The organism is Bradyrhizobium shewense (assembly GCF_900094605.1).
GTDB lineage: Bacteria > Pseudomonadota > Alphaproteobacteria > Rhizobiales > Xanthobacteraceae > Bradyrhizobium > Bradyrhizobium shewense.
Window position 1 is genome coordinate 218931 of sequence record NZ_FMAI01000002.1, and the last position, 23494, is coordinate 242424.

Annotated in this window: 19 protein-coding genes and 1 pseudogene; 12 read left to right on the forward strand and 8 right to left on the reverse strand. The window is 65.5% G+C overall.

Annotated features, from left to right (window positions below; translation table 11 throughout):
- Positions 1–57: 57 nt before the first annotated feature.
- From GA0061098_RS05200 to GA0061098_RS05215, 4 genes are all read left to right on the forward strand, one after another.
- Positions 58–1788 (forward strand): AMP-binding protein, encoded by a 1731-nt coding sequence (locus GA0061098_RS05200; RefSeq protein WP_091954437.1) that lies wholly within the window; start codon positions 58–60, stop codon positions 1786–1788.
- A complete protein-coding gene (locus GA0061098_RS05205) occupies positions 1789–2268 on the forward strand; it encodes a MaoC family dehydratase (protein WP_028145119.1) in 480 nt (159 codons plus the stop codon).
- Between the two features lie 226 nt (positions 2269–2494).
- The gene (locus GA0061098_RS05210; protein ID WP_018319886.1) at positions 2495–3412 is read left to right on the forward strand and encodes an SDR family NAD(P)-dependent oxidoreductase; all 918 of its coding nucleotides are present in this window, start codon (positions 2495–2497) and stop codon (positions 3410–3412) included.
- The gene (locus GA0061098_RS05215) at positions 3409–4635 is read left to right on the forward strand and encodes a BaiN/RdsA family NAD(P)/FAD-dependent oxidoreductase (protein WP_091955178.1); all 1227 of its coding nucleotides are present in this window, start codon (positions 3409–3411) and stop codon (positions 4633–4635) included. Before GA0061098_RS05210 ends, GA0061098_RS05215 begins: the two co-directional genes overlap by 4 nt.
- 9 nt (positions 4636–4644) lie before the next feature.
- On the opposite strand, the gene GA0061098_RS05220 is transcribed toward GA0061098_RS05215, so the two are convergent.
- The gene (locus GA0061098_RS05220; RefSeq protein WP_091954440.1) at positions 4645–5862 is read right to left on the reverse strand and encodes an MFS transporter; all 1218 of its coding nucleotides are present in this window, start codon (positions 5860–5862) and stop codon (positions 4645–4647) included.
- A gap of 91 nt (positions 5863–5953) precedes the next feature.
- On the opposite strand from GA0061098_RS05220, the gene GA0061098_RS05225 reads away from it, so the two are divergent.
- Positions 5954–6853 carry a LysR family transcriptional regulator gene (locus tag GA0061098_RS05225; RefSeq protein WP_091954443.1) on the forward strand — a complete coding sequence of 300 codons (900 nt, stop codon included), beginning with the start codon at positions 5954–5956 and terminating at the stop codon, positions 6851–6853.
- On the opposite strand, the gene GA0061098_RS05230 is transcribed toward GA0061098_RS05225, so the two are convergent.
- From GA0061098_RS05230 to GA0061098_RS05240, 3 genes are all read right to left on the reverse strand, one after another.
- Complete coding sequence (locus GA0061098_RS05230; RefSeq protein ID WP_091954446.1) at positions 6850–7929, reverse strand: D-TA family PLP-dependent enzyme; 1080 nt, start codon at positions 7927–7929, stop codon at positions 6850–6852. The genes GA0061098_RS05225 and GA0061098_RS05230 overlap by 4 nt on opposite strands.
- Positions 7930–8038: 109 nt before the next feature.
- The gene (locus tag GA0061098_RS05235; RefSeq protein WP_091954450.1) at positions 8039–9853 is read right to left on the reverse strand and encodes an ABC-F family ATP-binding cassette domain-containing protein; all 1815 of its coding nucleotides are present in this window, start codon (positions 9851–9853) and stop codon (positions 8039–8041) included.
- A gap of 2 nt (positions 9854–9855) precedes the next feature.
- Complete coding sequence (locus GA0061098_RS05240; RefSeq protein WP_091954453.1) at positions 9856–10347, reverse strand: YaiI/YqxD family protein; 492 nt, start codon at positions 10345–10347, stop codon at positions 9856–9858.
- A gap of 104 nt (positions 10348–10451) precedes the next feature.
- Between GA0061098_RS05240 and GA0061098_RS05245 the strand changes: the two genes are divergently transcribed.
- Positions 10452–11252 carry a hotdog family protein gene (locus GA0061098_RS05245; protein WP_091954456.1) on the forward strand — a complete coding sequence of 267 codons (801 nt, stop codon included), beginning with the start codon at positions 10452–10454 and terminating at the stop codon, positions 11250–11252.
- Between the two features lie 302 nt (positions 11253–11554).
- Here GA0061098_RS05245 and GA0061098_RS05250 read toward each other — a convergent pair whose 3' ends face one another.
- Positions 11555–13927, reverse strand: coding sequence for a xanthine dehydrogenase family protein molybdopterin-binding subunit (locus tag GA0061098_RS05250; RefSeq protein ID WP_091955180.1), 2373 nt, complete (start codon positions 13925–13927; stop codon positions 11555–11557).
- 209 nt (positions 13928–14136) lie between these two features.
- Between GA0061098_RS05250 and GA0061098_RS05255 the strand changes: the two genes are divergently transcribed.
- Both GA0061098_RS05255 and GA0061098_RS05260 read left to right on the forward strand, forming a co-directional pair.
- A complete protein-coding gene (locus tag GA0061098_RS05255) occupies positions 14137–15210 on the forward strand; it encodes a Ppx/GppA phosphatase family protein (RefSeq protein WP_091955183.1) in 1074 nt (357 codons plus the stop codon).
- 1 nt (position 15211) lies between these two features.
- On the forward strand, positions 15212–15895 hold the full coding sequence (locus tag GA0061098_RS05260; protein ID WP_091954459.1) for an RlmE family RNA methyltransferase: 684 nt from the start codon (positions 15212–15214) through the stop codon (positions 15893–15895).
- Positions 15896–16071: 176 nt separating this feature from the next.
- Here the strand turns inward: GA0061098_RS05260 and GA0061098_RS05265 are convergent, their stop codons facing one another.
- Positions 16072–17562, reverse strand: coding sequence for a DHA2 family efflux MFS transporter permease subunit (locus GA0061098_RS05265; RefSeq protein WP_091954461.1), 1491 nt, complete (start codon positions 17560–17562; stop codon positions 16072–16074).
- A 418-nt stretch (positions 17563–17980) separates the two neighbouring features.
- Here GA0061098_RS05265 and guaB point away from each other — a divergent pair, with 418 nt between their 5' ends.
- From guaB to GA0061098_RS05280, 3 genes and pseudogenes are all read left to right on the forward strand, one after another.
- The gene (gene guaB, locus GA0061098_RS05270) at positions 17981–19474 is read left to right on the forward strand and encodes an IMP dehydrogenase (RefSeq protein ID WP_091954464.1); all 1494 of its coding nucleotides are present in this window, start codon (positions 17981–17983) and stop codon (positions 19472–19474) included.
- A gap of 271 nt (positions 19475–19745) precedes the next feature.
- A pseudogene (locus GA0061098_RS05275) lies at positions 19746–20769 on the forward strand (NADP-dependent oxidoreductase).
- Positions 20770–21032: 263 nt separating this feature from the next.
- Positions 21033–21329: a hypothetical protein gene (locus GA0061098_RS05280; RefSeq protein ID WP_091954467.1), complete on the forward strand. Its 297-nt coding sequence runs from the start codon at positions 21033–21035 to the stop codon at positions 21327–21329.
- A 15-nt stretch (positions 21330–21344) separates the two neighbouring features.
- Here the strand turns inward: GA0061098_RS05280 and GA0061098_RS05285 are convergent, their stop codons facing one another.
- The gene (locus GA0061098_RS05285) at positions 21345–22187 is read right to left on the reverse strand and encodes a metallophosphoesterase family protein (protein WP_091955187.1); all 843 of its coding nucleotides are present in this window, start codon (positions 22185–22187) and stop codon (positions 21345–21347) included.
- 69 nt (positions 22188–22256) lie between these two features.
- Positions 22257–22871 (reverse strand): acriflavin resistance protein, encoded by a 615-nt coding sequence (locus GA0061098_RS05290; protein WP_091954470.1) that lies wholly within the window; start codon positions 22869–22871, stop codon positions 22257–22259.
- A 171-nt stretch (positions 22872–23042) separates the two neighbouring features.
- Here GA0061098_RS05290 and GA0061098_RS05295 point away from each other — a divergent pair, with 171 nt between their 5' ends.
- Entirely contained in the window at positions 23043–23465 is a 423-nt protein-coding gene (locus GA0061098_RS05295) for an MAPEG family protein (protein ID WP_091954473.1), read from the forward strand.
- Positions 23466–23494: the final 29 nt, after the last annotated feature.

Sequence of the window (23494 nt, forward strand, 5' to 3'; positions counted from 1 at the left end):
GATTGCGCTTCGCTCCATCCGGGCTACGCTCGAACATCAATTCGACGGGCCCGAACCATGACGACATTTCAGGACGCGCGCGCGTTTCTGCTCAAGCACCGCACGGATTACGAGACAGCGGTCAAAGGCTTCCGCTGGCCGGATCCGGTTCCCTTCAACTGGGCGCTCGACTGGTTCGACGAGCTCGCGAAGGACGCCGAAGCCAAGGACCGGCCCGCGCTCTGGATCGTCGATGCCGCGCAGGACCGGCAGACAAAACTGTCCTTCGCGGCGCTCTCGAAGCGCTCGAACCAGGTCGCGAATTTTCTCCGCGCGCAGGGCCTGAAGCGCGGCGATCATCTTCTGCTGCTGCTCGGCAACGTGGTTCCGCTGTGGGAGACGATGCTGGCGGCGATGAAGCTCGGCGTCGTCGTGATCCCCGCGACCACGCTGCTAACCGCGGAGGAGCTCCGCGATCGCCTCGATCGCGGCAAGGCGAGGGCGGTGGTGGCCGCCGAGGATCAGGTCGGGAAATTCGCAAGTCTTAAATTCGAAAGTCTTGGTGCGGAGAACATCGTTCGCATCGTGGTCGGCACGGCTCACGACGGATGGCTCTCATATGATGAGGCCGCAAAGGCGCCGGGGAGTTTTAGCGCCGACGGCCCGACTAATGCCGACGACCCGATGCTGCTCTACTTTACCTCGGGGACCACTGCAAAACCAAAACTTGTCCGGCACAGCCAGCGCAGCTATCCGGTCGGGCATCTGTCGACCATGTACTGGATCGGGCTGAAGCCCGGCGACGTCCATCTCAACATCTCCTCGCCCGGCTGGGCCAAGCATGCCTGGAGCTGCTTCTTCGCGCCGTGGAACGCGGGCGCCACCGTGTTCGTGGTCAACCAGCCGCGCTTCGATGCCAAGGGCCTGCTTGCCACCATCGGCCGCTGCGGCGTCACCACGCTGTGCGCGCCGCCGACGGTGTGGCGGCTGTTCATCCAGGAGGACCTGGCGTCCTTCAAGGTGAACTTGCGCGAGGTCTGCGGCGCCGGCGAGCCGCTCAACCCTGAAGTGATCGACCAGGTGCGGGCGGCCTGGGGCCTCACCATCCGTGACGGATATGGCCAGACCGAAACCACGGCGCTTGCCGGCAACTCGCCGGGCCAGAAGATCAAGATCGGCTCGATGGGCCGGCCGCTGCCGGGCTATCGCGTGCAGATCAGCGATGCCGACGGCAACAAGGCGAAGGAAGGCGAGGTCACGCTGGTGCTCGGCACCGAGAGGCCCGCCGGCCTGATGCAGGGTTATCAGAGCGACGACGGCAAGCTCTCCGGTGCCGAAGGCGAGCTCTATCGCAGCGGCGATGTCGTGTTCGAAGACGACGAGGGCTATCTTACCTTTGTCGGCCGCTCCGACGACGTGTTCAAGTCGTCGGATTACCGTATCAGCCCGTTCGAGCTGGAGAGCGTGTTGCTCGAGCATGAGCTGGTCGCAGAAGCCGCGGTGGTGCCGAGCCCGGATCCGATCCGGCTCGCGATCCCCAAGGCGTTCGTGCTGCTGACCTCGGGCGCGGAGCGGACGCCTGAGACCGCGCTGTCGATCTTCCAGCACCTGCACACGCGCCTTGCGCCCTTCAAGCGCATCCGCCGCCTTGAAATCGTCACCGAGCTGCCGAAGACGATCTCTGGAAAAATCCGCCGGGTGCAGCTACGCAGGCTGGAGCGCGACGATGATCGCAACGATCCGCTGCGCGGCCGGGAATTCCGTGAGGAGGATTTTCCGGAACTGCCGAAAACACGGAGTGAGACCTAAGTGAACGAAGTCTGGAAGAAGCCGCCGATTTCCTTGGAAGCCTATCAGGCCATGGTCGGCAAGGAGATCGGCGTGTCGTCGTGGCACTTGATCGATCAGCCGCGCATCGACACCTATGCCGACGTGATCGAGGATCACCAGTTCATCCACGTCGACCCTGAACGTGCCAAGAAGGAAACCGCCTTCGGCACCACCATCGCGCACGGCTTCCTCACGATGTCGCTGCTGTCGATCATGTCCTATGAGGTGATGCCCGTGATCGCGGGGACCACGATGGGCGTGAACTACGGCTTCGACAAGCTGCGCTTCATCTCGCCGGTCCGCTCGGGCAAGCGCGTTCGCGGCCGTTTCGTGCTGGCCGAAGCCAAGCTCCGCAAGCCTAATGAATTGCAGTCCCGCACCAACGTCACCGTTGAGATCGAAGGCGAGGACAAGCCCGCGCTGGTCGCGGAATGGCTGGGGTTGATCTATTTCGCCTAGGCCCGAGGCGTCGTTGCCGGGCTTGACCCGGCAACCCATCGCTGCTCAAAAGCGACGCAACGCGCGATTTCACCCTCTCCCCTTGTGGGAGAGGGTGGCTTCGCAGAGCGAAGCCGGGTGAGGGGTATCTCTCCGCGGGCTCGCCTGTAGAAGCAAACCCCTCATCCGGCGCTTCGCGCCACCTTCTCCCACAAGGGGAGAAGGAAGAAGAAGCAGGAACTACATCATGGCAATCAGGTTCGACGGACGCGTCGCCATCGTCACCGGCGCGGGCAATGGTCTGGGGCGCGCGCATGCGCTGGGATTGGCTAGCCGCGGCGCCAAGGTCGTCGTCAACGATTTCGGCGGCGCGCGTGACGGCACCGGTGGCTCGCTGTCGCCGGCCGAGACCGTGGTCGAGGAAATCCGCAAAGCCGGTGGCACCGCGATGGCGGATGGCGCCGACGTCTCGAATTTCGAACAGGTCACCGCCATGGTCGAGCGCGCCACCAAGGAGTGGGGCAGCGTTGATCTCTTGTGCGCCAATGCCGGAATCCTGCGCGACAAGTCGTTCGGCAAGATGGAAGCGGCCGACTTCCAGAAGGTGCTCGACGTGCATCTCGTCGGCACCTTCTATTGCTGCAAGGCGGCCTGGGCCGGCATGCGCGACCGCAACTATGGCCGCATCGTGCTGACGACGTCGTCCTCCGGCCTCTACGGCAATTTCGGCCAAGCCAATTATGGCGCGGCGAAGTCGGGCATGGTCGGTCTGATGAACGTGCTCGCCGAGGAAGGCCGCAAGTCTGACATCCGCGTCAACATCATCTCGCCGACGGCCGCGACCCGCATGACGGAAGAGCTGTTGCCTCCGCAGGCGCTGCAGCTGATGAAGCCGAACGCAATCACGCCGGCGGTCGAGTACATGCTGAGCGAGGACGCGCCGACCCGCACCATCATGGGCGCCGGCGCGGGCTCCTTCGCGGTGATCAAGATCGTGGAGAGCGAAGGCATCAACCTGCCGGAGTCCGAATGGACGCCGGACGCGGTCGCCGCGCATTTCGCGGAGATCAGCGACATGTCGAAAGCCAAGGCGCTGACCGGGGCGTTCGAGCAGACGCAGAAATACGTGGCGCAGGCCGCGGCGCGGGCGGGGATCAAGCTCTGACTGACACCGCCGTCATCGGGGCCGGTCCCGCCGGGCTGATGGCGGCGGAAGTGTTGGCGCAGGGCGGTGCCCGCGTCACCGTGTACGACGCGATGCCGTCCGCGGGTCGAAAATTCCTGATGGCCGGCCGCGGCGGGCTCAACCTCACCCACAGCGAGCCGCTGCCGCAGTTCATGGCGCGCTATCGCGAGGCAGCCCCGAGGCTGCAAGCCGCGATCGAGGCGTTTTCGCCCGAGGCGCTGCGCGCGTGGAGCGAAGCCCTGGGCGAGCCGACCTTCGTCGGCACCAGCGGGCGGGTGTTTCCGAAAGCGTTCAAGGCCTCGCCGTTGCTGCGCGCCTGGCTGCGGCGGCTCGATGCCAGCGGCGTGCGGTTTGCCTTTCGCCATCGCTGGACCGGCTGGGACGGTGAGGAGCGCCTGGTGTTTCGAGCGCCCGATGGCGCAGCGGCCGTCACTGCCAGCGCCACGGTCCTCGCGCTTGGCGGCGCCAGCTGGCCGCGGCTCGGATCGGATGGCGGCTGGGTCGAGCTCCTTGCCGCAAAAGGCGTTGCCATCTCAAAGCTGCGGCCAGCCAATTCCGGCTTCACAGTCGCCTGGTCAAATGTGTTCCGCGATCGTTTTGAGGGCCAGCCGCTCAAGGGCGTGGCGCTGACGATCGGCGCGCATACGGTGCGGGGCGAAGCCACGATCACGCGTAGCGGCATCGAAGGCGGCGCGATCTACGCACTGTCGGCGGAACTGCGCGAGGCGGTGCTCAGTGTCGGGCAGGCGACGCTTTCGATCGCATTGCGGCCCGACCTCGAGGCCGCCGCTCTGACCGCGCGGCTATCAGGGACACGCGGCAAGCAATCGCTCGCGAACTTCCTGCGCAAGGCGGCGCAAGTGTCGCCGGTCGGCATCGGCCTGATGCAGGAGGCCGCCATCGTGTCCAGCCGACCACTGGCCGCGCTCTCGCCGGCCGAGCTTGCGCATCTGATCAACGCCATTCCGGTGCGGCTCACCGGCGTTGCCCCGATCGATCGCGCGATCTCGACTGCGGGCGGTATCACCTTCGACGAGCTCGACGACCACTTCATGCTGCGCAAACTGCCCGGCGTGTTTGCCGCGGGCGAGATGCTGGACTGGGAGGCGCCCACGGGCGGATATCTGCTGCAGGCGTCTTTTGCGACGGGCGCGGCCGCGGCACGGGGCGTGTTGCAGTGGCTCGCGCAATCGTCGTCCTGATTTCGGGGATCATGACGTTCCGGTCCGGGTCGCGAGATCGGTAACGAGTCCGAGCGCGCCGAAGCTCGCCGCGACCGCGCAGACCAGCGTCCAGCCGCCGTAACTCCAGGCAACGGATGCGGCCGCTGCACCCACGCCGCCGCCGATGAAGAACAGTGCGACGAACAGGCCGTTGATGCGGCCGCGCGCCTCGGGGCGCAGCAGATTGATGGCGCGGCGGCCAAGCGTCTGGTCGGTGGTGATACCGATGTCGAGCAGGATCGTGCCCAGGCTCAACACCAGCAGAGCGGCGTTGCGGGATTCCAGCACGCCGGCCCAGGCACAGAGCGCGAGCGAGCCGATGATGAGGGTATGGGCTGCGACGAACATGGGGCGGGCCCAGCCCTTATCGCCCCAGCGGCCGGCCAGTGGCGTTGCCGCAGCGCCGGCCACGCCGATCAAAGCGAAAGCGGCAATTCCCTTGATGTCCAGGGCGAACGGCGCGTCCGGCAGCCGCAGCGCCACCGCGGCCCAGAAGGCGGTGAAGGACGCCATGACCAGCGCTGCGGTCCAGGCTCGTACGCGGAGTACGGGCTCTTCCCGCAACAACCTTGGGAAGGAGCGGAGCAATTCGCGGTAGCTCGCGCGCGCAGTGGGCTGAAGTGCTGGCAGATAGCGGCCGAGCGCGCCGGCGAGGAGCGCCATAAGACCTGCCGAGACAACGTAGTAGGTGCGCCAGCTCCAGAGATCGGCAATCAGGCTTGCCGCTGGCCGCGACAACAGGATGCCGATCATCAATCCGCTCATGACCTCGCCGATGACCTGGCCACGACGCTCCGGCGCCACCATGGACGCGACCAGCGGGACCACCATCTGGATCGCCGCGCAGGAGGCACCGAGAACGAACGTGGCAAGCAGCAGAAGCAACGGCGTCGGCGCCAGTGCTGTCGCAAGTGCGGCAAGGATGGCGCAGCCGAGCGTCCGCAGGATGAGGCGCCTGTTCTCGACGAGATCGACGAGCGGGACGAGGAGCAGGAGACCGAGTGCATAGCCGAGCAGCGTCAACGTACTGACGAGGCCGGCCTGCCAAGGCGCCATGCCCAGGGAGCCGCCGATCAGGCCAACCAGAATTTGCGGTGCAAACAAATTGGTGACGACGACGCCAGTGGTGATCGCGCCGAGCCAGATCAGGGGGCGCTCGGCGAGTTGTTTGGGAGATGCAAACCTGGTGGTTTCGGAGATGGTCATCGGCCCTCGCTACAATGGTGCGGGTCCCTTTAAGCGGGTGGGCTAATATGCTACAATTCAAATAAGTCTATAAAGAATATGCGAGTATGTTATGAATACCCATGACCTCGTCGCCTTCGTTGCGGTGGTCGAGACCGGATCGATCGTCGCGGCTTCTGCGCGCCTCAATCTTACTCAGCCCGGCGTAACTCGGCGCATCCAGAATCTCGAGGAGATGCTGGGTGCGCAGCTTCTCGACCGGCTCTCCAAGCCGCTAAAGCCGACGGCTGCGGGCCACGAGGCCTATGAGCAGGGACGACGCCTGCTCAGAATGCTGGATGATCTCAAATCGGGCGTCGCGAATGATGGGGTGGTGCGCGGTGAGTTCAGGCTGGGCCTCACGCCGTTTCTCTCGGAGGCGGGGCTCACCGCGCCGCTCGACGCCGTGCGGGCCGAATTTCCGGCTCTGGCCGTGCGGGTCGTTTCCGGCTGGTCGCCGCATCAGGTCGAGCGGGTCTGTCGCAACGAACTCGATGCTGCAGCGATTTGCTTGCCTGATGGCGCTGTGCCCCCTGCGGAGCTTCTCGCCGACGATCTCGGTGCGGAGCCGGTCATTTTCGTCGTCGCACGCGACGTGAAGATGTCCCGTATCGTCGATCTGGAGCGATTGTCGCAAATGTCGTGGGTGATCAACCAGGATGGTTGCGGATTTCGTGACGCGCTGAAGCGTCGCTTCGATGCCGAGCATCTGCCCTTCAACATTGCGGTGGAGGCGCTCGACAGCGAGCTTCGTCTGTCGCTGGTCGCGCGCGGCCTCGGCGTCGGTCTGGTGACGCCGATTGCGCTGAAGCGGAGCGCATTCCGCGACAAGCTCAAGCCGGTCGCGGTGCGTGGCTTCAACCCGGCCGTGCGCGCATGGATCGTGCATCGCCCGCCCGCCGGCCGATTGGCGCGTCCGATCAAGTTGTTTCGCGACGGACTGGATCGGGAGCTGAAGGCGTTGATCGGTTAGCGCAGCTTCCCTCGCGCCGCGACCGGGAGCGTACCGATGATCTCCTCGCCGCGGACCATCACGACCTCGTCCATCATGTTGACGACGACGCAGACATGGTTCGGCACGATGCGGACGACGTCGCCGACATTGGGCCGAGTGTTGCTGCGGGAGAGATCGAGGAAGCCGTGCTCCTCGGCGAATTTTGCGATCTTGGCTTCGGGGTGCTCCAGGATCAGGCCATGGCCGTCGAGACCGCCGGTATCAGTGGTCAGCGTCTTCGAGCCGGCATCGAGGATGCCGCGCTCGGGCGCGGCGCGACTCACCACCGTCGAATAGATGTGGAGCGCGCAGTCATCCCAAGTGGCGGAGCCAGCCGCCACCTGCATGCGGTCGTTATAGATGTAGGTGCCGAAACGATGCTCGGTGCCGCCCTTGAGCTTGCCGATGTTCTTCAGGTTCGGCGTGCCGCCAGTCGAGACGATTTTTGCGTCCAGCCCGTGCGCCCGCACGCCGGCCAGCGCCTCGTCGTAGAATTTCTGCGCGTCCGCCCAGCCGGTCTCGGTCGGATACATCATGAAGCCGGCGAACTGCAGCCCCTTGGATGCGGCGATCTCGCGCGCCAGCGCAATGGCTTCCGCCGGCGTCTCGACACCGGCGCGCTTGCGCCCCGTATCGCATTCGACCACGACCGAGAGCGGACGGCCCGACGCCGCGGCGGCCTTGGGCAGGCCGGTGACGACAGTGGAATTGTCGGCGGCCACCGTCATGTTGGCCTTGGCCTGGAGCGCGCCGAGGCGCGCCATCTTCTCTTCGCCGAGGAGGTTGTAGCTGATCAGGATGTCGTCGATGCCGGCATTGGCCATGATCTCGGCTTCGCCGAGCTTCTGGCAGGTGATGCCCTTGGCGCCGGCCGCGACCTGCATCTTGGCGATGGTCGGATTCTTGTGCGTCTTGATGTGCGGACGGTTGGCGACACCGGCCTCATCGCAGGCTTTCTGGATCCGCGCGATGTTGCGTTCGACCTTGTCCATGTCGATGACGGCGCAGGGCGTGCCGTATTCGCGGGCGATTTTTGCGGCGAGGGGAGTTGTCATGAGATCTCTCTATTTCCGGATCCGTAGGATGGGTAGAGCGAAGCGAAACCCATCATAACCTAATCCCTTTGTGCGATGGGTTTCGCTGCGCTCTACCCATCCTACGAAACTAAGCCTGTTCAATCTCTTCGCGGAGCATTTCCAGTTCGAGCCAGCGCTCTTCGGACGCCGATAGCTCTTCGTGCGCCTTGGCGATGGCGAAGGATGTGTCGTCGAATTTCTGGCGATCCTTGGCGTAGAGGTTCGGATCGTCGAGCACGCGCTGCAGCTTGGCGATGTCGGCCTGCAACGTCTCCATCTTCTTCGGCAGCGTTTCCAGCGCATGCTTCTCGTTGAAGCTGAGCTTGCGCTTCGGCGCGGATGTGGCAGCCGGCGCCGATCGCTCCTCTTTCTTCTCGGCAGGGGCTTGGGTCTTCGCCGTTTCACGCTTCAGGTCGGCACCGCGCTGGGTCAGCATGTCGCTGTAGCCGCCGGCATATTCGGTCCACTTGCCGTTGCCCTCGGGCGCGATCACGGAGGTGACGACGCGGTCGAGGAAGTCGCGGTCATGGCTGATCAGAATGACCGTGCCCTCGTAATCGCCGAGCATGTCTTCCAGGACGTCGAGCGTTTCGAGATCGAGGTCGTTGGTCGGCTCGTCCAGCACCAGCAGGTTCGACGGCTTTGCCAGCGCGCGGGCCAGCATCAGCCGGCCGCGCTCGCCGCCCGAGAGCACTTCCACCGGCGTGCCGCGCTGCTCCTGCGCGAACAAAAAGTCCTTCATGTAGCCGACGACGTGCTTCGGCTTGCCGCCGACCATGATCTGGTCGCCACGACCGCCGGTGAGCGCTTCGGCCAGCGTCGATTTGGGATCGAGGCTTTCGCGGTGCTGATCGAGCGTTGCTACCTCCAGATTGGCGCCGAGACGTATCGTGCCGGAATCAGGTTGCCCGCCGCCGGTGAGCAGATTGACCAGCGTGGTCTTGCCGGCGCCATTCGGGCCGATGATGCCGAGCCGGTCGCCGCGCTGGATGCGCGTCGAGAAATTCTCGACGATCATGCGCTCGCCATAGGCCTTGGCGACGCCCTTCGCCTCGATCACCAGCTTGCCGGATTGCTCCGCTTCGGCCGCCGCGAGACTGGCGGTGCCGGCGGTGCCGCGATAGTTGCGACGCTGGTCGCGCAGCGCATGCAGATTGCCGAGGCGCTTGACGTTGCGCTTGCGCCGGCCGGAGACGCCGTGGCGCAGCCAGTGCTCCTCGTCGACGATCTTGCGGTCGAGCTTGTGCTGGTCGCGCTCTTCCTCCGCCAGCACCTCGTCGCGCCAGCTCTCGAACGAAGCAAAGCCGCGGTCGATCTGCTTGATCTTGCCGCGGTCGAGCCACGCGGTGGAGCGCGAGAGATTGGTGAGGAAGCGGCGGTCATGGCTGATGATCACCAGCGCGCTGCGGCGGCTGTCGAGCTCCTGTTCCAGCCACTCGATGGTGGCGAGATCGAGATGGTTGGTCGGCTCGTCCAGCAGCAAAATGTCGGGCGAGGGCGCCAGCACATACGCCAGCGCCGCGCGGCGGGCCTCGCCGCCGGAGAGATTGTGCGGGTTCTCGTCACCGGTCAGGCCAAGCTGCTCCAGCAGGTAGCGCGCCTGGTGCTGGTCGTCGCCGGGGGCGAGACCGGACTCGACATAGGCAAGCGTGGTCTTGTGCTCGCCGAAGTCGGGCTCCTGCGGCAGGTAACGCACGGTCGCGCCCGGCTGCACGAAGCGCGTCCCGCCGTCGGGCTCGACGAGGCCGGCCGCGATCTTCAGCAGCGTCGACTTGCCCGAGCCGTTGCGGCCGATCAGGCAGACGCGCTCGGATGGCGCGACGTTGAGCTCGACGCCTGACAACAGCGGCGTGCCGCCAAAGGTCAGCTTGATGTCTTTGAGTTGGATCAGCGGCGGCGCCATGATCAGCCTTGATGTGTTGCGGCCTGATCGGCGCGGCGGCGCTGGATCCGGCGCAGCGTCTGGTCGAGCGCCGAGAGGAAGGCGGAACGGTCGCGCGGTGCGAATGATCGCGGGCCGCCGGTGACCTCGCCAGCCGAGCGCAGATCCGTCATCAGATTGCGCACCGCCAGCGTCATCCCGATCGACTCCTCCGTGAACGGCTTGCCGTTCGGGGCGATCACGTCGGCGCCGGCCTTGACGCAGCGGCTCGCAAGCGGAATGTCCGATGTCACGACGACGTCGCCGGCCTTGACGCGTTCGACGATCCAGTCGTCGGCGGCGTCCATACCGCTACCTGCGGCGATGCGCTCGATCAGCGGATCGTGCGGCACGCGAATGAAATTGCCGGCGACCACGCTCACGGGCACGCCGTGCCGGAGCGCGACGCGATAGATCTCGTCCTTTACCGGGCAGGCGTCGGCGTCGACATAGATGCGGGTGAGGGTGTCAGTCATTCGCCGCGTGGTACCCCATTCGGGCCGCAAAGGCGAGGGGATTGACCGGTGTTCCCCGGGGCCTACGATCTGCCCGAAACAACAAGAACAGGGAAGATGACCCCATGCCGAACCGGCTCGAAACCTGGCGCGTCGAGGCCTACAACACCGCCAAGCAATCCGAAAACAAGATGCATGACGACACGGTGGCGCGCCGCTTCGGGTTTTCCGGCGGGCTGGTCCCGGGCGTCGATGTCTTCGCCTACATGATGCACGTGCCCCTGGCACGCTGGGGCCGCGATTTTCTGGCACGAGGGCTCATCGAGGCCCGCTTCATCAAGCCGGTCTATGATGGCGAGCCTGCCGATGTCGATGCGACCGAGCACAACGGCTTGCTGACGATCGAGGTGTTCAGCCGCACCGAGCTCTGTGCGACAGGCACGGCCTCGTTGCCGGCGGCCGCGCCGGCGGTGTCGTTGAGCGACTATATCGCGGTGCCTGTGGTGGCCGAGCGCACGCCGGTTAGTCCCGCGACGTTCGAGACGGGCAAATGGCTGGGCACCACGCCCCGCCGCTGGGCCGGGCAGGATGCGGCTGACTATCTCGCCGACATCAGGGAAACCGATCCGATCTTTGCGCGCGAAGGGCTCGGCCATCCCGGCCTGATCCAGCGGGTCATGAACCGCGTGCTGGTCGACAACACCATTCTTGGCCCGTGGATCCACGTCGGCAGCCGCATGCAATTGCTGTCGGCGGTACGCACCGGCGACGAGATCACCGCGCGGGCCAAGGTGACTGCCAATTACGAGAAGAAAGGCCACCGCTTCGTCGAGCTCGACGCGCTCGTCGTCGCCAACGGCACGACACCGCTGGCGCATTGCCAGCACATTGCGATCTACCAGCCGCGCGAGCAGGCGGCGACTTAAAAGACAACCGTCATTCCGGGGCGATACGAAGCATCGAACCCGGAATCTCGAGATTCCGGGTTCGGTCCTGCTGACCGCCCCGGAATGACCGGACGATTTTCAAACGGTGTTGTTCCCCGCGAAAGCGGGGAATCCAGTATCCCGCGGCTTATCCGGGAATCACGACTATCTCGGAGTACTGGATCGCCCGATCAAGTCGGGCGATGACAGCTGTGGGTATGGCGATAGTGTAAACCCCTTACGCGTGGATGGCCGGGGCAAGCCCGGCCATGACGGCGGAGAGAGCGTAGGCTCTTACGCCCTTACGCAGCTTTCGCCTTCGCATCCTGAATAGCCCGCCAAACCCGCTCCGGCGTCAGCGGCATGTCGATCTGCTTGATGCCGTGGTCCGAGAGCGCATCGAGCACGGCGTTCACCACCGTCGACAGGCTGCCGGCGCAGCCGGCCTCGCCGCAGCCCTTGCTGCCGAGCGGATTGGTCGTGGCGGGCACCGGGTGATCGCCGACCGTCATGTTGGGAACATCCTCGGCGCGGGGCAGGGCGTAGTCCATCAGCGAGCCCGTGATCGGCTGGCCGCTCTCGTCGTAGCGGATGTGCTCCATCAGCGCCTGGCCGATGCCCTGGACCACGCCGCCATGGAGCTGGCCTGCGACCAGCAGCGGGTTGATCACCGTGCCGAAATCGTTGACCGCGCTGTAGCGCACGATCTGCACCACGCCGGTCTCCGGATCAATCTCGACCTCGGCGACGTGGCAGCCGTTCGGGAACGCCGAGGCGATCGGTTCGCTGGTGTGATCGACGTCGAGGCTATCGGGCACGCCCTCCGGCGTCTTGCCGTCGTGCAGCTTCTTGGCGAGCTCCATGATGTCGATGCTGCGATCGGTGCCGGCGATCGTGAAGCTGCCGCCTTCGAATTCGATGTCGGCTTCGGACGCCTCCAGCATATGCGCCGCTGCACGCTTGCCTTTCTCGATGACGAGCTTGGCAGCCCCCACGATGGCCTGGCCGGTTGCCGTGATCGAGCGCGAGCCGCCGGTGCCGTTGCCGGTGTGGACGATGTCGCTGTCGCCCTGCACCAGCTTGACGCTCTCGAAGGGAACACCGAGCTGCTCGCTCAGCACCTGCGCGAATGGGGTGGCGTGGCCCTGGCCGTAATCGAGCGTGCCGGTGATCAGCTGCACGCTGCCGTCGGCGTCGAACACGATCTTGCCGAGCTCGGGGCTCGGCGGCGCCGTGACCTCGAGATAGGAGCCGACCGCGATGCCGCGCAGCTTGCCGGCCTTCTTGCTCTCTTTCTTGCGCTTGGCGAAATTCTCGTGGTCGGAGATTTCGAGCGCCTTGTTGAACACGGCCTGGAAGTCGCCGCTGTCATAGGTGACGCCGGAGGACGCCGCGAACGGGATCTGGTTCGGCTTGATGAAGTTGCGCTTGCGCAGGGTCAGCCGGTTGATGCCCATCTCGTCGGCGGCGCGATCGATCAGCCGCTCCATGTAATAGTTCGCCTCGGGCCGGCCGGCGCCGCGATAGGCGCCCATCAGCGTGGTGTTGGTCAGCACCACCTTGATGTCGACCGCCATCAACGGCGTGCGGTAGACGCTGGAAAAATTCTTGCCGGTGTTGAGCGAGAGCGGCCCCGGCGCGACGCCGGTGATATAGGCGCCGAGATTGCCGTAGCCGGACAGCTTGGCCGCGAGGAAATGCCCCTCGGCGTCGAGCGCCAGCTCGGCATGGATCTTTTGCGCGCGGCCGTGGCTGTCGGAGAGGAAGGCGGTCGAGCGCTCGTCGAGCCACTTCACCGGCCGTCCCAGTTCCTTCGCCGCGTACAAAATGCACATGTACTCGGGATAGTTGATGTTCTTCATGCCGAAGGAGCCGCCGACATTGGCGGTGAGGATGCGCACCTTCTCGTTCGGCACTTTCAGGTTCTTGGCGAGGTTGGCGCGGTTGCCGGCGACGCCCTGCGTCGGCACCTGAAGCGTGTAGCGCTCGGACTTCTTGTCGTAGGAGGCAAGGCCGACGCGCGGCTCCATCGAGACCACGGCGACACGGGTGTTCTCGATGTCCATCCTGGTGACATGGGCGGCGCTGGCGAAGGCCGCGTTGACCTTGTCCATGTCGCCATAATGGTAGTCGAGCGCGACGTTATCAGGAATGTGCTCATAGAGCTGCGGCGCGCCGGGCTTGGCCGCTTCTTCAGGATCGGTCACAGCCGGCAGAGGCTCGATGTCGAGCTCGACCGCTTCGGCTGCATCGCGCGCCTGCGCCAGCGTCTCCGCCACGACGAAGGCGACGGGATCACCGACGAAGCGGACCTTGTCGGTCGCCAGCGGCTGGCGGTTGGTCTGGAGCAAAGGCGAGCCGTCACGGCTCTTCAGCGGCAGGCCGCAGGTGAAGGGGCCATAGCCGGCGGCATCGAGATCCCTGCCGGTCCACACGCCGAGCACGCCCGGCATCGCCTTGGCGGCATCGATGCCGATGCCGCGGATGAGTCCATGGGCGTGGGTGGAACGGATGACCACGGCATAGGCCTGGCCGGGCAGGTTGAAATCGTCGGTGTAGCGGCCCTTGCCGCGCACCAGCGTGTCGTCCTCCTTGCGGCGGACGGGCTGCCCGACGCCATATTTTTGCAGTGCAATAGCGTTTTCGAGCGTGGACGATTTGGTGTGTTCTTGCATGGAATTGACCTGAAAAGCCGGCATTTGCGCATTTTCGCGGCAGCGGGGCACCGGACTCCATTGAGATAACCCACCACCCCGTTCACGACAACGCACGAATGGGCATGGTCCCATGTGATGCGTTGTTGCGCAGGCCGGCTGCGCTGCTAATGTTTCAGGCGAAAAATCAATTCCAGACCGGCCCGACCGGCCGCGGAAAGACAGTTTGTATGAATGACCACACGCGGCTCCGCGACGGCCATGTGCCGCACGGTGAGCTGGAGGGGTCGATGGCGGCGGTGGCGTTGGCCACCGAATCGGCTGTCGGCGCGCGGGCGTCGGGAACCGGCGTCTATGCGGCGCTGGACCTCGGCACCAACAATTGCAGGCTGCTGATCGCCTGTCCGACCCAGGACGGCTTTCGCGTCGTCGATTCCTTCTCGCGCATCATCCGGCTCGGGGAGGGGGTCTCGTCGACCGGCTGCATCAGCGAGGCCGCGATCGAGCGTGCCATCGCCGCGCTCAGCATCTGCCGTGACAAGATCAATTTGCGCAAAGCGCGCCGGTTGCGGCTAATCGCGACCGAAGCCTGCCGCGCGGCTTCGAATGCGGAGGGGTTCCGCAGCCGCGTCGCGGCCGAGACCGGCATCGAGCTCGAAGTGATCGACCGCGAGACCGAGGCCGCGCTCGCCGTGCTCGGCTGCTCGCCGCTGGTCGACCCCAGGGGCCGCGGCGCGATCCTGTTCGACATCGGCGGCGGCTCGACCGAGCTGGTGCGGATCGAGCGCGATCCGCAAAATCCGGAGCCGCGGATCAAGGCCTGGATGTCGATCCCCTACGGTGTGGTCACGCTCGCCGAGCAGTTCGGCGGCCGCGACGTGACGCCGGAGATCTACGCCGCGATGGAGCAGGAGGTCGCGAACCACGTCGCGCCGTTCGCCGAAGTCCACGGCGGCGATCTCGCCGACATGCACCTGCTCGGCACCTCAGGCACGGTGACGACGCTCGCCGGCATCCATCTCAACCTCGCGCGCTATGACCGCCGCCGCATCGACAGCATCTGGATGAACGATTCCGACATCACCGCGACCATCAACAAGCTGCTCGGCATGAGCTACGAGGAGCGCGCCGGCAACAGCTGCATCAGCGTCGAGCGCGCCGATCTCGTGCTCGCCGGCTGCGCCATCCTCGATGCGATCCGCCGCGCCTTCCCGCTGCCGCGCCTGCGCGTCGCCGACCGTGGCCTGCGCGAGGGCATGCTGGTCGAGATGATGCGCGAGGACGGCGCGCTCAGGAGCTGGTGAGATGGCCAAGGACACCACCGGCCGCTTGCATGTCCAGGTCAAGACCGGCGGCAAGCGCAAATTGTCGTCGAAGCTGTGGCTGGAGCGGCAGCTCAACGATCCCTACGTCGTCAAGGCCAAGGCCGCGGGCTATCGCTCGCGCGCCGCGTTCAAGCTGCTCGAGATCGACGACAAATTCCGGCTTTTGAAGCCCGGCATGGCCGTGGTCGACCTCGGCGCGGCGCCCGGCGGCTGGAGCCAGATCGCGGCCAAGCGCGTCGGCTCGGTGGAAGGCAAGGGCAAGGTCGTTGCCATCGACCTGCTGGAAATGCCGGAAATTCCCGGCGTCGACTTCGCGCAGCTCGACTTCATGGCCAATGATGCGCCGGACAAGCTCACCGCGATGCTGGGGGGCGGCGCCGATTTCGTGATGTCCGACATGGCCGCCAACACCACAGGTCACCGCAAGACCGACCAGCTCCGTATCGTCGGCCTGGTCGAGACCGCCGCTGCCTTTGCGTGCGACGTGCTCAAGCCCGGCGGCGCGTTCCTGGCCAAGACGTTCCAGAGCGGCGCCGATGCCGATCTGCTCGCCCAGCTCAAGCGCGATTTCGCGACGGTGCGTCATGTGAAGCCCGCGGCGAGCCGGCAGGATTCGTCGGAGCGCTACGTGCTGGCGACGGGATTTCGGGGCGGGACTGCCTGAGCCAATCTCCACTGTCGTCCCGGACAAGCGCAGCGCAGATCCGGGACCCATAGCCACAGGCGGATGTGACTACGGGGACTCGGAGTTACCTCTCCCGCGCGACAACTGCGCCCTGGGGTTATGGGTCCCTGCGTTCGCAGGGACGACACCGAGTGTGAGGCGCCCGCTCGCCCAACTCACCCCAACCTTTGATCCCGCACGTCCTGGGTGTCCTCCGTCGCGGTCTTGACCGCCGCCTTCTCTGCACCCTTGCCGGCGCCCTTGCGGCTGGCGATCTCCACGGCCTTGCGACCGGAGATTTCGTGGCCGGCGTCGATGGGCATCTGCCAGAAGAACCAGCTCGATGCCGCTGAGGTCAGCGCGACCACGAGGAAGGCGGGGGCGAACACGGTGGCGTCGATCTCGCTGACATGGTTGAACCACATCGTCGTTTCCACGCAGGCCGCGCCGACGGCGACGCCGGCGGAGACGGCGAGCTGCTGGTTGACGCTGACGAGGGTGGTGGCGCGGCTCATCTGCGCGGTCTCGACGTCGGCATAGGCGACCGTGTTGATCGCGGTGAATTCGAGCGAGCGGAAGAAGCCGCCGACCACCAGGATGACCATGATGATGAGCAGCGGCGTCGTCACCGTGAACAGCGCGCAGACGGCGAGGAAGAACGCGCTGACGATCGCGTTTACCGTCATCAGATTGCGGAAGCCGAAGGTGCGGATGATGCGCGCGGCCAGCGTCTTCATGCCCATCGCGCCGAGCGAGGAGGCGAAGGTGACGAGACCCGAATGGAACGGCGACAGCCCGAAGCCGATCTGCATCAAGAGCGGCAGCAGGAACGGCAGCGCGCCGATGCCGAGCCGGAACAGGAAGCCGCCGAACACGGCCGCGCGCAGCGTCGGCAGCTTCAGGAGCGAAAAGTCGAGCACCGGCGAGCCGGTGCGCCGGGCGTGAATGACGTAGAGCGTCATCGAGATCGCGCCGCCCGCGATCAATGCGGCGACGGTGCTCCATGGCAGCAGGTTGAGACCGGCAACCGACAGGCCGAAGGCGATGCCGGCGAGGCCGATGCCCGCCAGCACCATGCCGTAGAGATCGAACGGCTCGCGCTCCTCGCTCTTGATCGGGTCGATGAAGCGCAGCGCCATGAAGATGCCGAGCAGCCCGATCGGGATGTTGATCAGGAAGATCCAGTGCCACGACGCGTAAGTGGTGATGAAGCCGCCGAGCGGCGGGCCGATCACGGGGCCGATCAGGGCAGGGACCGTCACCCAGGCCATGGCGTTGACCAGCGCGCTCTTGTCGACCGAGCGCAGCAGCACGAGGCGCCCGACCGGCGTCATCATCGCCCCGCCCATGCCTTGCAGGATGCGCGCGAACACGAAATCGGTGACCGAAGAGGAGAGCGCGCAGCCGACCGATCCGACCATGAACACGCCGACCGCGATCGCAAACACCATCCGCGCGCCGAACCGGTCGGCGGTCCAGCCGCTCGCCGGGATGAACACAGCGAGCGACAGCAGGTAGGACGTGATCGCGAGCTTCAGCGTCAGCGGGCTGGTGCCGATGTCGGCCGCGATCGCCGGCAGCGAAGTGGCGATCACCGTCGAGTCCATGTTCTCCATGAAGAGAGCAGTGGCCACGATCAGCGGAATGATGCGTTGCTTGTCGACCATGACGGATTGGTAATGAAAATCGGAAGAGGCGTGGAGTCGCGGCTTATCACCGCCACTGGTCCCCGACCATTGCGGATCGACGCATAGCACCTAAGTCCCCCGTAACAACGGTGTGACCCTCCCGTCCGTCAATCGGGGTTCGCAACTTCTCGCTCCCTCGTCATTCCGGGGCGCGCCCCTTGGCGCGAACCCGGAATGACATTGGGTGGGTGGGGGTGCCGCTCGGCTGAATCCGCCAAAAAAGCCTGTGCATGGCTGGCCAGCCGTCCGAATTGCTTTGATTCGTCACGCGGCCGTGCTATCGACCCGCGTCAACCCCACCGATGGGCTCCGATTCTCAAGGCGATGCCGCAAGGTACGCCGAGGGCGGCGCTCATCCATTAGCATTTGCGGCAAGGCCGCAGGAAGGAGTTGGCAAATGGCCACGGTGCAACTTCAGGGCATCCGCGAAGCCTTTACGTTCGACGACGTGCTGCTGAAGCCGGGCCTGTCGGATGTCATGCCGGGCGAAGTCGACATCCGCTCGCGCGTCACCCGCGCCATTCCGCTCAACATCCCGATCATGGCCTCGGCCATGGACACCGTCACCGAGGCCCGCATGGCGATCGCCATGGCGCAGGCCGGCGGCCTCGGCGTCATCCACCGCAATTTCGACCCCGAAGGGCAGGCCGCGCAGGTCCGGCAGGTCAAGCGCTACGAGTCGGGCATGGTGGTGAACCCGCTTACCATCAGCCCCGATGCCTCGCTCGAGGACGCGCTCAAGTTGATGAGCGATCACGGCATCTCCGGCATTCCCGTCGTCACCGGCGCCGGCAAGAATACGCCGGGCAAGCTGGTCGGCATCCTCACCAACCGCGACGTACGCTTTGCCACCGACCGCCGGCAAAAAGTCTCCGAGCTGATGACGCATGAGGGCCTCGTCACGGTGCGCGAGAACGTCAGCCAGGACGAAGCGAGGCGGATGCTGCACCAGCATCGCATCGAGAAGCTGCTCGTGGTCGACGAGCAGTATCGCTGCGTCGGCCTCATCACCGTCAAGGACATGGAGAAGGCGGTCGCCCATCCGCTCGCCTGCAAGGACGCGCAGGGGCGCCTGCGCGTCGCCGCCGCCACCACTGTCGGCGACACCGGCTTCGAGCGCACCGAGCGGCTGATCGATGCCGGCGTCGACCTCGTCGTCGTCGACACCGCGCACGGTCATTCCCGCCACGTGCTGCATGCCGTGAACCGCATCAAGCGCCTCTCCAACTCCGTGCAGGTCGTTGCCGGCAACGTTGCTACCACCGAGGGCACGCAGGCCCTGATCGATGCTGGCGCCGACTGCATCAAGGTCGGCATCGGTCCGGGCTCGATCTGCACCACGCGCATCGTCGCCGGCGTCGGCGTTCCCCAGCTCACCGCGATCATGGATGCGGTGGAAGCGGCGAAGAAGGCCGACATCCCCGTCATCGCCGACGGCGGCATCAAGTTCTCCGGCGACCTCGCCAAGGCGCTCGCCGCCGGCGCCGACATCGCCATGGTCGGCTCGCTGCTCGCCGGCACCGACGAGACGCCGGGCGAAGTGTTTTTGTGGCAGGGCCGTTCCTACAAGGCCTATCGCGGCATGGGCTCGGTCGGCGCGATGGCGCGCGGCTCTGCCGATCGCTACTTCCAGCAGGACATCAAGGACACGCTCAAGCTCGTGCCTGAGGGCATCGAGGGCCAGGTGCCTTACAAGGGCCCGGTCGGCAACGTCATGCACCAGCTCGCCGGCGGCCTGCGCGCCGCGATGGGCTATGTCGGCGCACGCGACATGAAGGAGTTGCACGACAAGGCCCAGTTCGTCCGCATCACCGGCGCCGGCCTGCGCGAAAGCCACGTCCACGACGTCACCATCACGCGCGAGAGCCCGAACTATCCGGGCGGGGGCTAGTCGCCGGTCTCGCCTTCAACTCCGCTCTCGTGCCCCGGACGCAGCGCAGCACCTCTTCGGTGATGCGCTGCAGAGCCGGGGCCCATGCATCCGCATTTTGCCGTGTTGCTTTCTGGGTCCCGGCTCTGCGCAGCAACGCTGCGCGCTGCAGCGCGTCCGGGACATGAGCGCTGTGCGCGCCTCTGCATCTGACCGCTCCGCCGCTTTTGTATTGACGCAGCTAGCTCCCTCCGCTTCCGTTCACCTCGAAAGACAATCGGAGGAAGCCATCATGTCCCAAGCCAAGCGCATCGTTCTCGCCGCGCGTCCCGTCGGCGAACCCAAATCATCTGATTTTCGCCTGGAGGAATTCGCGGTCCCGACGCCTGCGGCGGGTGAAGTCTTGCTGCGCACGATCTGGCTCTCGCTCGATCCCTATATGCGCGGGCGCATGAGTGATGGTCCGTCCTATGCTGCGCCGGTGCCGGTCGGCGGCGTGATGGAGGGCGAGGCGGTCAGCGAGGTTGCGGCCTCCAACAATCCTGATTTCGCCAAGGGCGACATCGTCCGTGCACGAACCGGTTGGCAGTCTCACGCGACCTCGAACGGCAAGGGCCTGATCAAGGTCGATCCCAAGCTCGGTCCGATCTCGACCTCGATCGGCGTGCTCGGCATGCCCGGCATGACCGCCTACACGGGCCTGCTCGACATCGGCAAGCCGCAAGCAGGCGAGACCGTCGTGGTCGCCGGCGCCTCCGGCGCGGTCGGCTCGGCCGTCGGTCAGATCGCGAAGATCCAAGGGCGCACGCGCAGTCGGCATCGCCGGTGGCAAGGACAAGTGCGACTACGTGGTGAAGGAACTCGGCTTCGATGCCTGCATCGATCATCGCGATGCCGATCTCGGCGCAAAACTGAAGGATGCCTGCCCTGGGGGTATCGACGTCTATTTCGAGAATGTCGGCGGCGCTGTGTTCGAGGCGGTGTTCCCGTTGCTCAATCCGTTCGCGCGCGTGCCGGTCTGTGGCCTGATCGCGCACTACAACGACACCGAAGCCAAGCCGCCGAAATGGGCCGCCAGCATGATGCGCGCGACGCTGACCAAGCGGCTGACCTTCCGCGGCTTCATTGTCTCCGACTTCGCCTCCCGCCATGGCGACTTCCTGCGCGACATGTCCACCTGGGTCCGCGACGGCAAGGTCAAGTACAAGGAGTTCGTCACCGAGGGCCTGGACAGCGCGCCCGGCGCCTTCATGGGCCTCTTGAAGGGCGCCAATTTCGGCAAGCAGCTGGTCCGGGTCGGGCCGGACAAGGCCTAGGCATGATCCGGAAAAGTGCGAAGCGGTTTTCCGGAAAGATCATGCCCAAACAACAACCTAAAGCGCGATGACGATCTCATTCATCGCGCTTTAGGCGACAGGGACTGGGACTCACGTGGCTACAGAGCCACAGGCCTCCTGGGGATAGTTAAGAAAGAGTCACCAAATGGTCACACCTGCCCGCAAAAGCCGCAGGTGTGACCGGCTGTTCATTGACGGGATCGCGAAGGCATTGAATCATCGGGCATATTTTAGGTGCTGCGATGTTAGAGATCAGTGTTTTCTGCGTTATCCTGCTGGCCGCCGGCTATTGGCTGGCCATGTTCGTCATGGGCCGCCATGACGACGTCATCCATGGCAAGTTCGTCCATGTCGAGGAGGGCGATCTTGCTCGCCCCTCGATGCCGATACCGCCCCCGCCATTCCCGAAGCGCCCGGTCAAGGCCGCGCAGCTTGCCAGGCAGCCGCCTGCCAATGATCTCGCGGCCAAGCCGGTGAACAGCGAGGCGCTGCAATCCCTGCTCGCCGCGATCCAGCAGGACCTCAAGAGCGTCGCCTGAGCCGATCGGCGCGCCTTAATGCTCGCCGCCCATCTGGACGAGCAACTCCTCGATGTCGACATCGACCTGGCCTGCGGCCCTGACGTGGCGGACCTCGAAACTGTCGGGTCGGAAGCGATACTCGACCAGCCCGACTTCCTTGATCGCGATCCGGTCCTGGCGTTGATCGTTGATGACGAAGCCGGCCGACGGCGCCCAGACGTGGCGGGTGTGGCGCCAGGTGAAGTCGCGCCGCTGGTGCACGTGGCCGCTGGCAATGAGGCGCAGGTCGATCGTCCCGAGCATCTCGATCAGCCGTGCCCGCGCCGGCTGCGGCACATAGCGGATCGAGGTTTCCGGTGTCTCGGGATCGTCGGGTAGATTGAGAAATAGCGGCTTGTGCAGGAACAGCGCGACCGGCCTGCCGTTCGTGCGCGCGATCTGTTGCGACAGCCAGTCGAACTGCTCGGCCTCGAAGGCGAGCCCCGAGTTCAGCACCAGCGAGTTGAGGCCAATGAAGCGCCAGCCTGCGGCCTCGAACGACCAATGGTCTTCGCCGATGAGGTCGCAGAACTGCCGGCGATGCGCTTCCGTGACCGGCGGCTTCGGCGCCGGGCCGACCGCGGTCGGATTATCGCCGATGTCGTGATTGCCGGGGAGATAACGGCAGGCGACGGGCAGGGCGTCGTGCAGGTCTTTTGCGAAGACGACATCGTCGCGGCCGGTTGGCCCGTCGAAGGCGACATCGCCGGTGTTGATCACGAGATCGGGCCGGTTGCCGTCGATATGCTCGCTGATCGCCTGGAAGTTGGCGATCAGGCCGGGGAAGCGCCGGCCGAGATGGGTGTCGGAAATCTGCGTCAGGCGAAATTCGGACATGCGATCATCGTACCCGTGCTCGCGCGTCGGAACGATGACGGCGCGGGCATGGATCGCAACGAACAAAGTTTAAAGCACGCGGTACCGGATCATGTAGGCGTCCTGCGGCGCGACGGTGTCGGCGAGCGGCGAGGCGATGCGGTCGGCGAGGTGCCAGAGGCCGAACTGCTCGGAGCGATGCGGCTCGGCGGGCAGACGGAGGCGGAACTCGAAAGTGCCCTTGCCGGGCAGGTTCACGACCAACACGCGGTCCGCGGTCCGATGGTTGAGCGCGACCGCGCCGCGCAGCAGCGCGCGGCCATCCGAGAGGTCGCGCACGCCGTCGACCAGCGCCAGCGTCTGGTTGCGGTCGGTATGCAGTTCGATCTGGCTGTCGGTCACCGCCGTCAGCATCGCCCGGGGCATGCGGATCTCGAACTCGACGGCGGGCTTGGACGGATTGAGACCGAGATAGGCGAGCGCGGCGTGGCGCATGTCGTAGGCGGCAAAGGCGAGCAGGGCCGTCGCGGCCAGAGCGGCGAGACCATGCCTGACGACGTCGCGCCAGGTTCGGTAGCTCAGGCGAAGGTAAACCGTCATCGCCAGCGCGACCGCGAGCGCCATCGCGATACCTGAGAGGGCCGACATCAGGACACCGAGCCGGCCGTCGGCGGATTCGCTCCAAAGGCTGGACAGGGTGGTCATGGCGCCATCTCGCCTCTATCTCGCCTTGGGCCCCGAAAAGGGGCCGAAATCGCTTTAACTATCGGTGGTTGGTCGCAAGAGCGGGAACGCCGGTTCAACTGGTTGATTGTCAGGACGAGGAGCGGCGGCTAATGGACGGTCCGGCGCCGTCCGCCGGATGGGAAAGTTCCGATGTCCGTTCAAATGGTCTTGCTGCCGGTCTTCGTCCAGGTCGGCCTCACCTTCGCGCTGCTGATCGGCATGGTTTTCGCGCGCCGCAAGACGCTGGTCTCCGGCGAGACCAGCGTCCGCGACATTGCGCTCGGCGAGCCGAACTGGCCGAAGGGCGCCACGCAGATCGCCAATTGCTACCGCAACCAGTTCGAGCTGCCGGTCCTGCTCTACGTCCTGATCGCGCTGGCGCTGCCCTTGCGCCATGCCGATCTCTTCATCGTGCTGATGTCCTGGGTGTTTGTGGTAACGCGCTTTGTCCATGCCGGCGTGTTCGTCTCCTCGAACGATCTCGGCCGGCGCTCCACGGTCTGGCTCGCCGGCGTCCTCGTGCTGCTGGCGATGTGGATCTACTTCGCGCTGAAAATGCTCTTGTTGATCTGACTCTTGCGAGTCCGATTTCATCTGAAAGA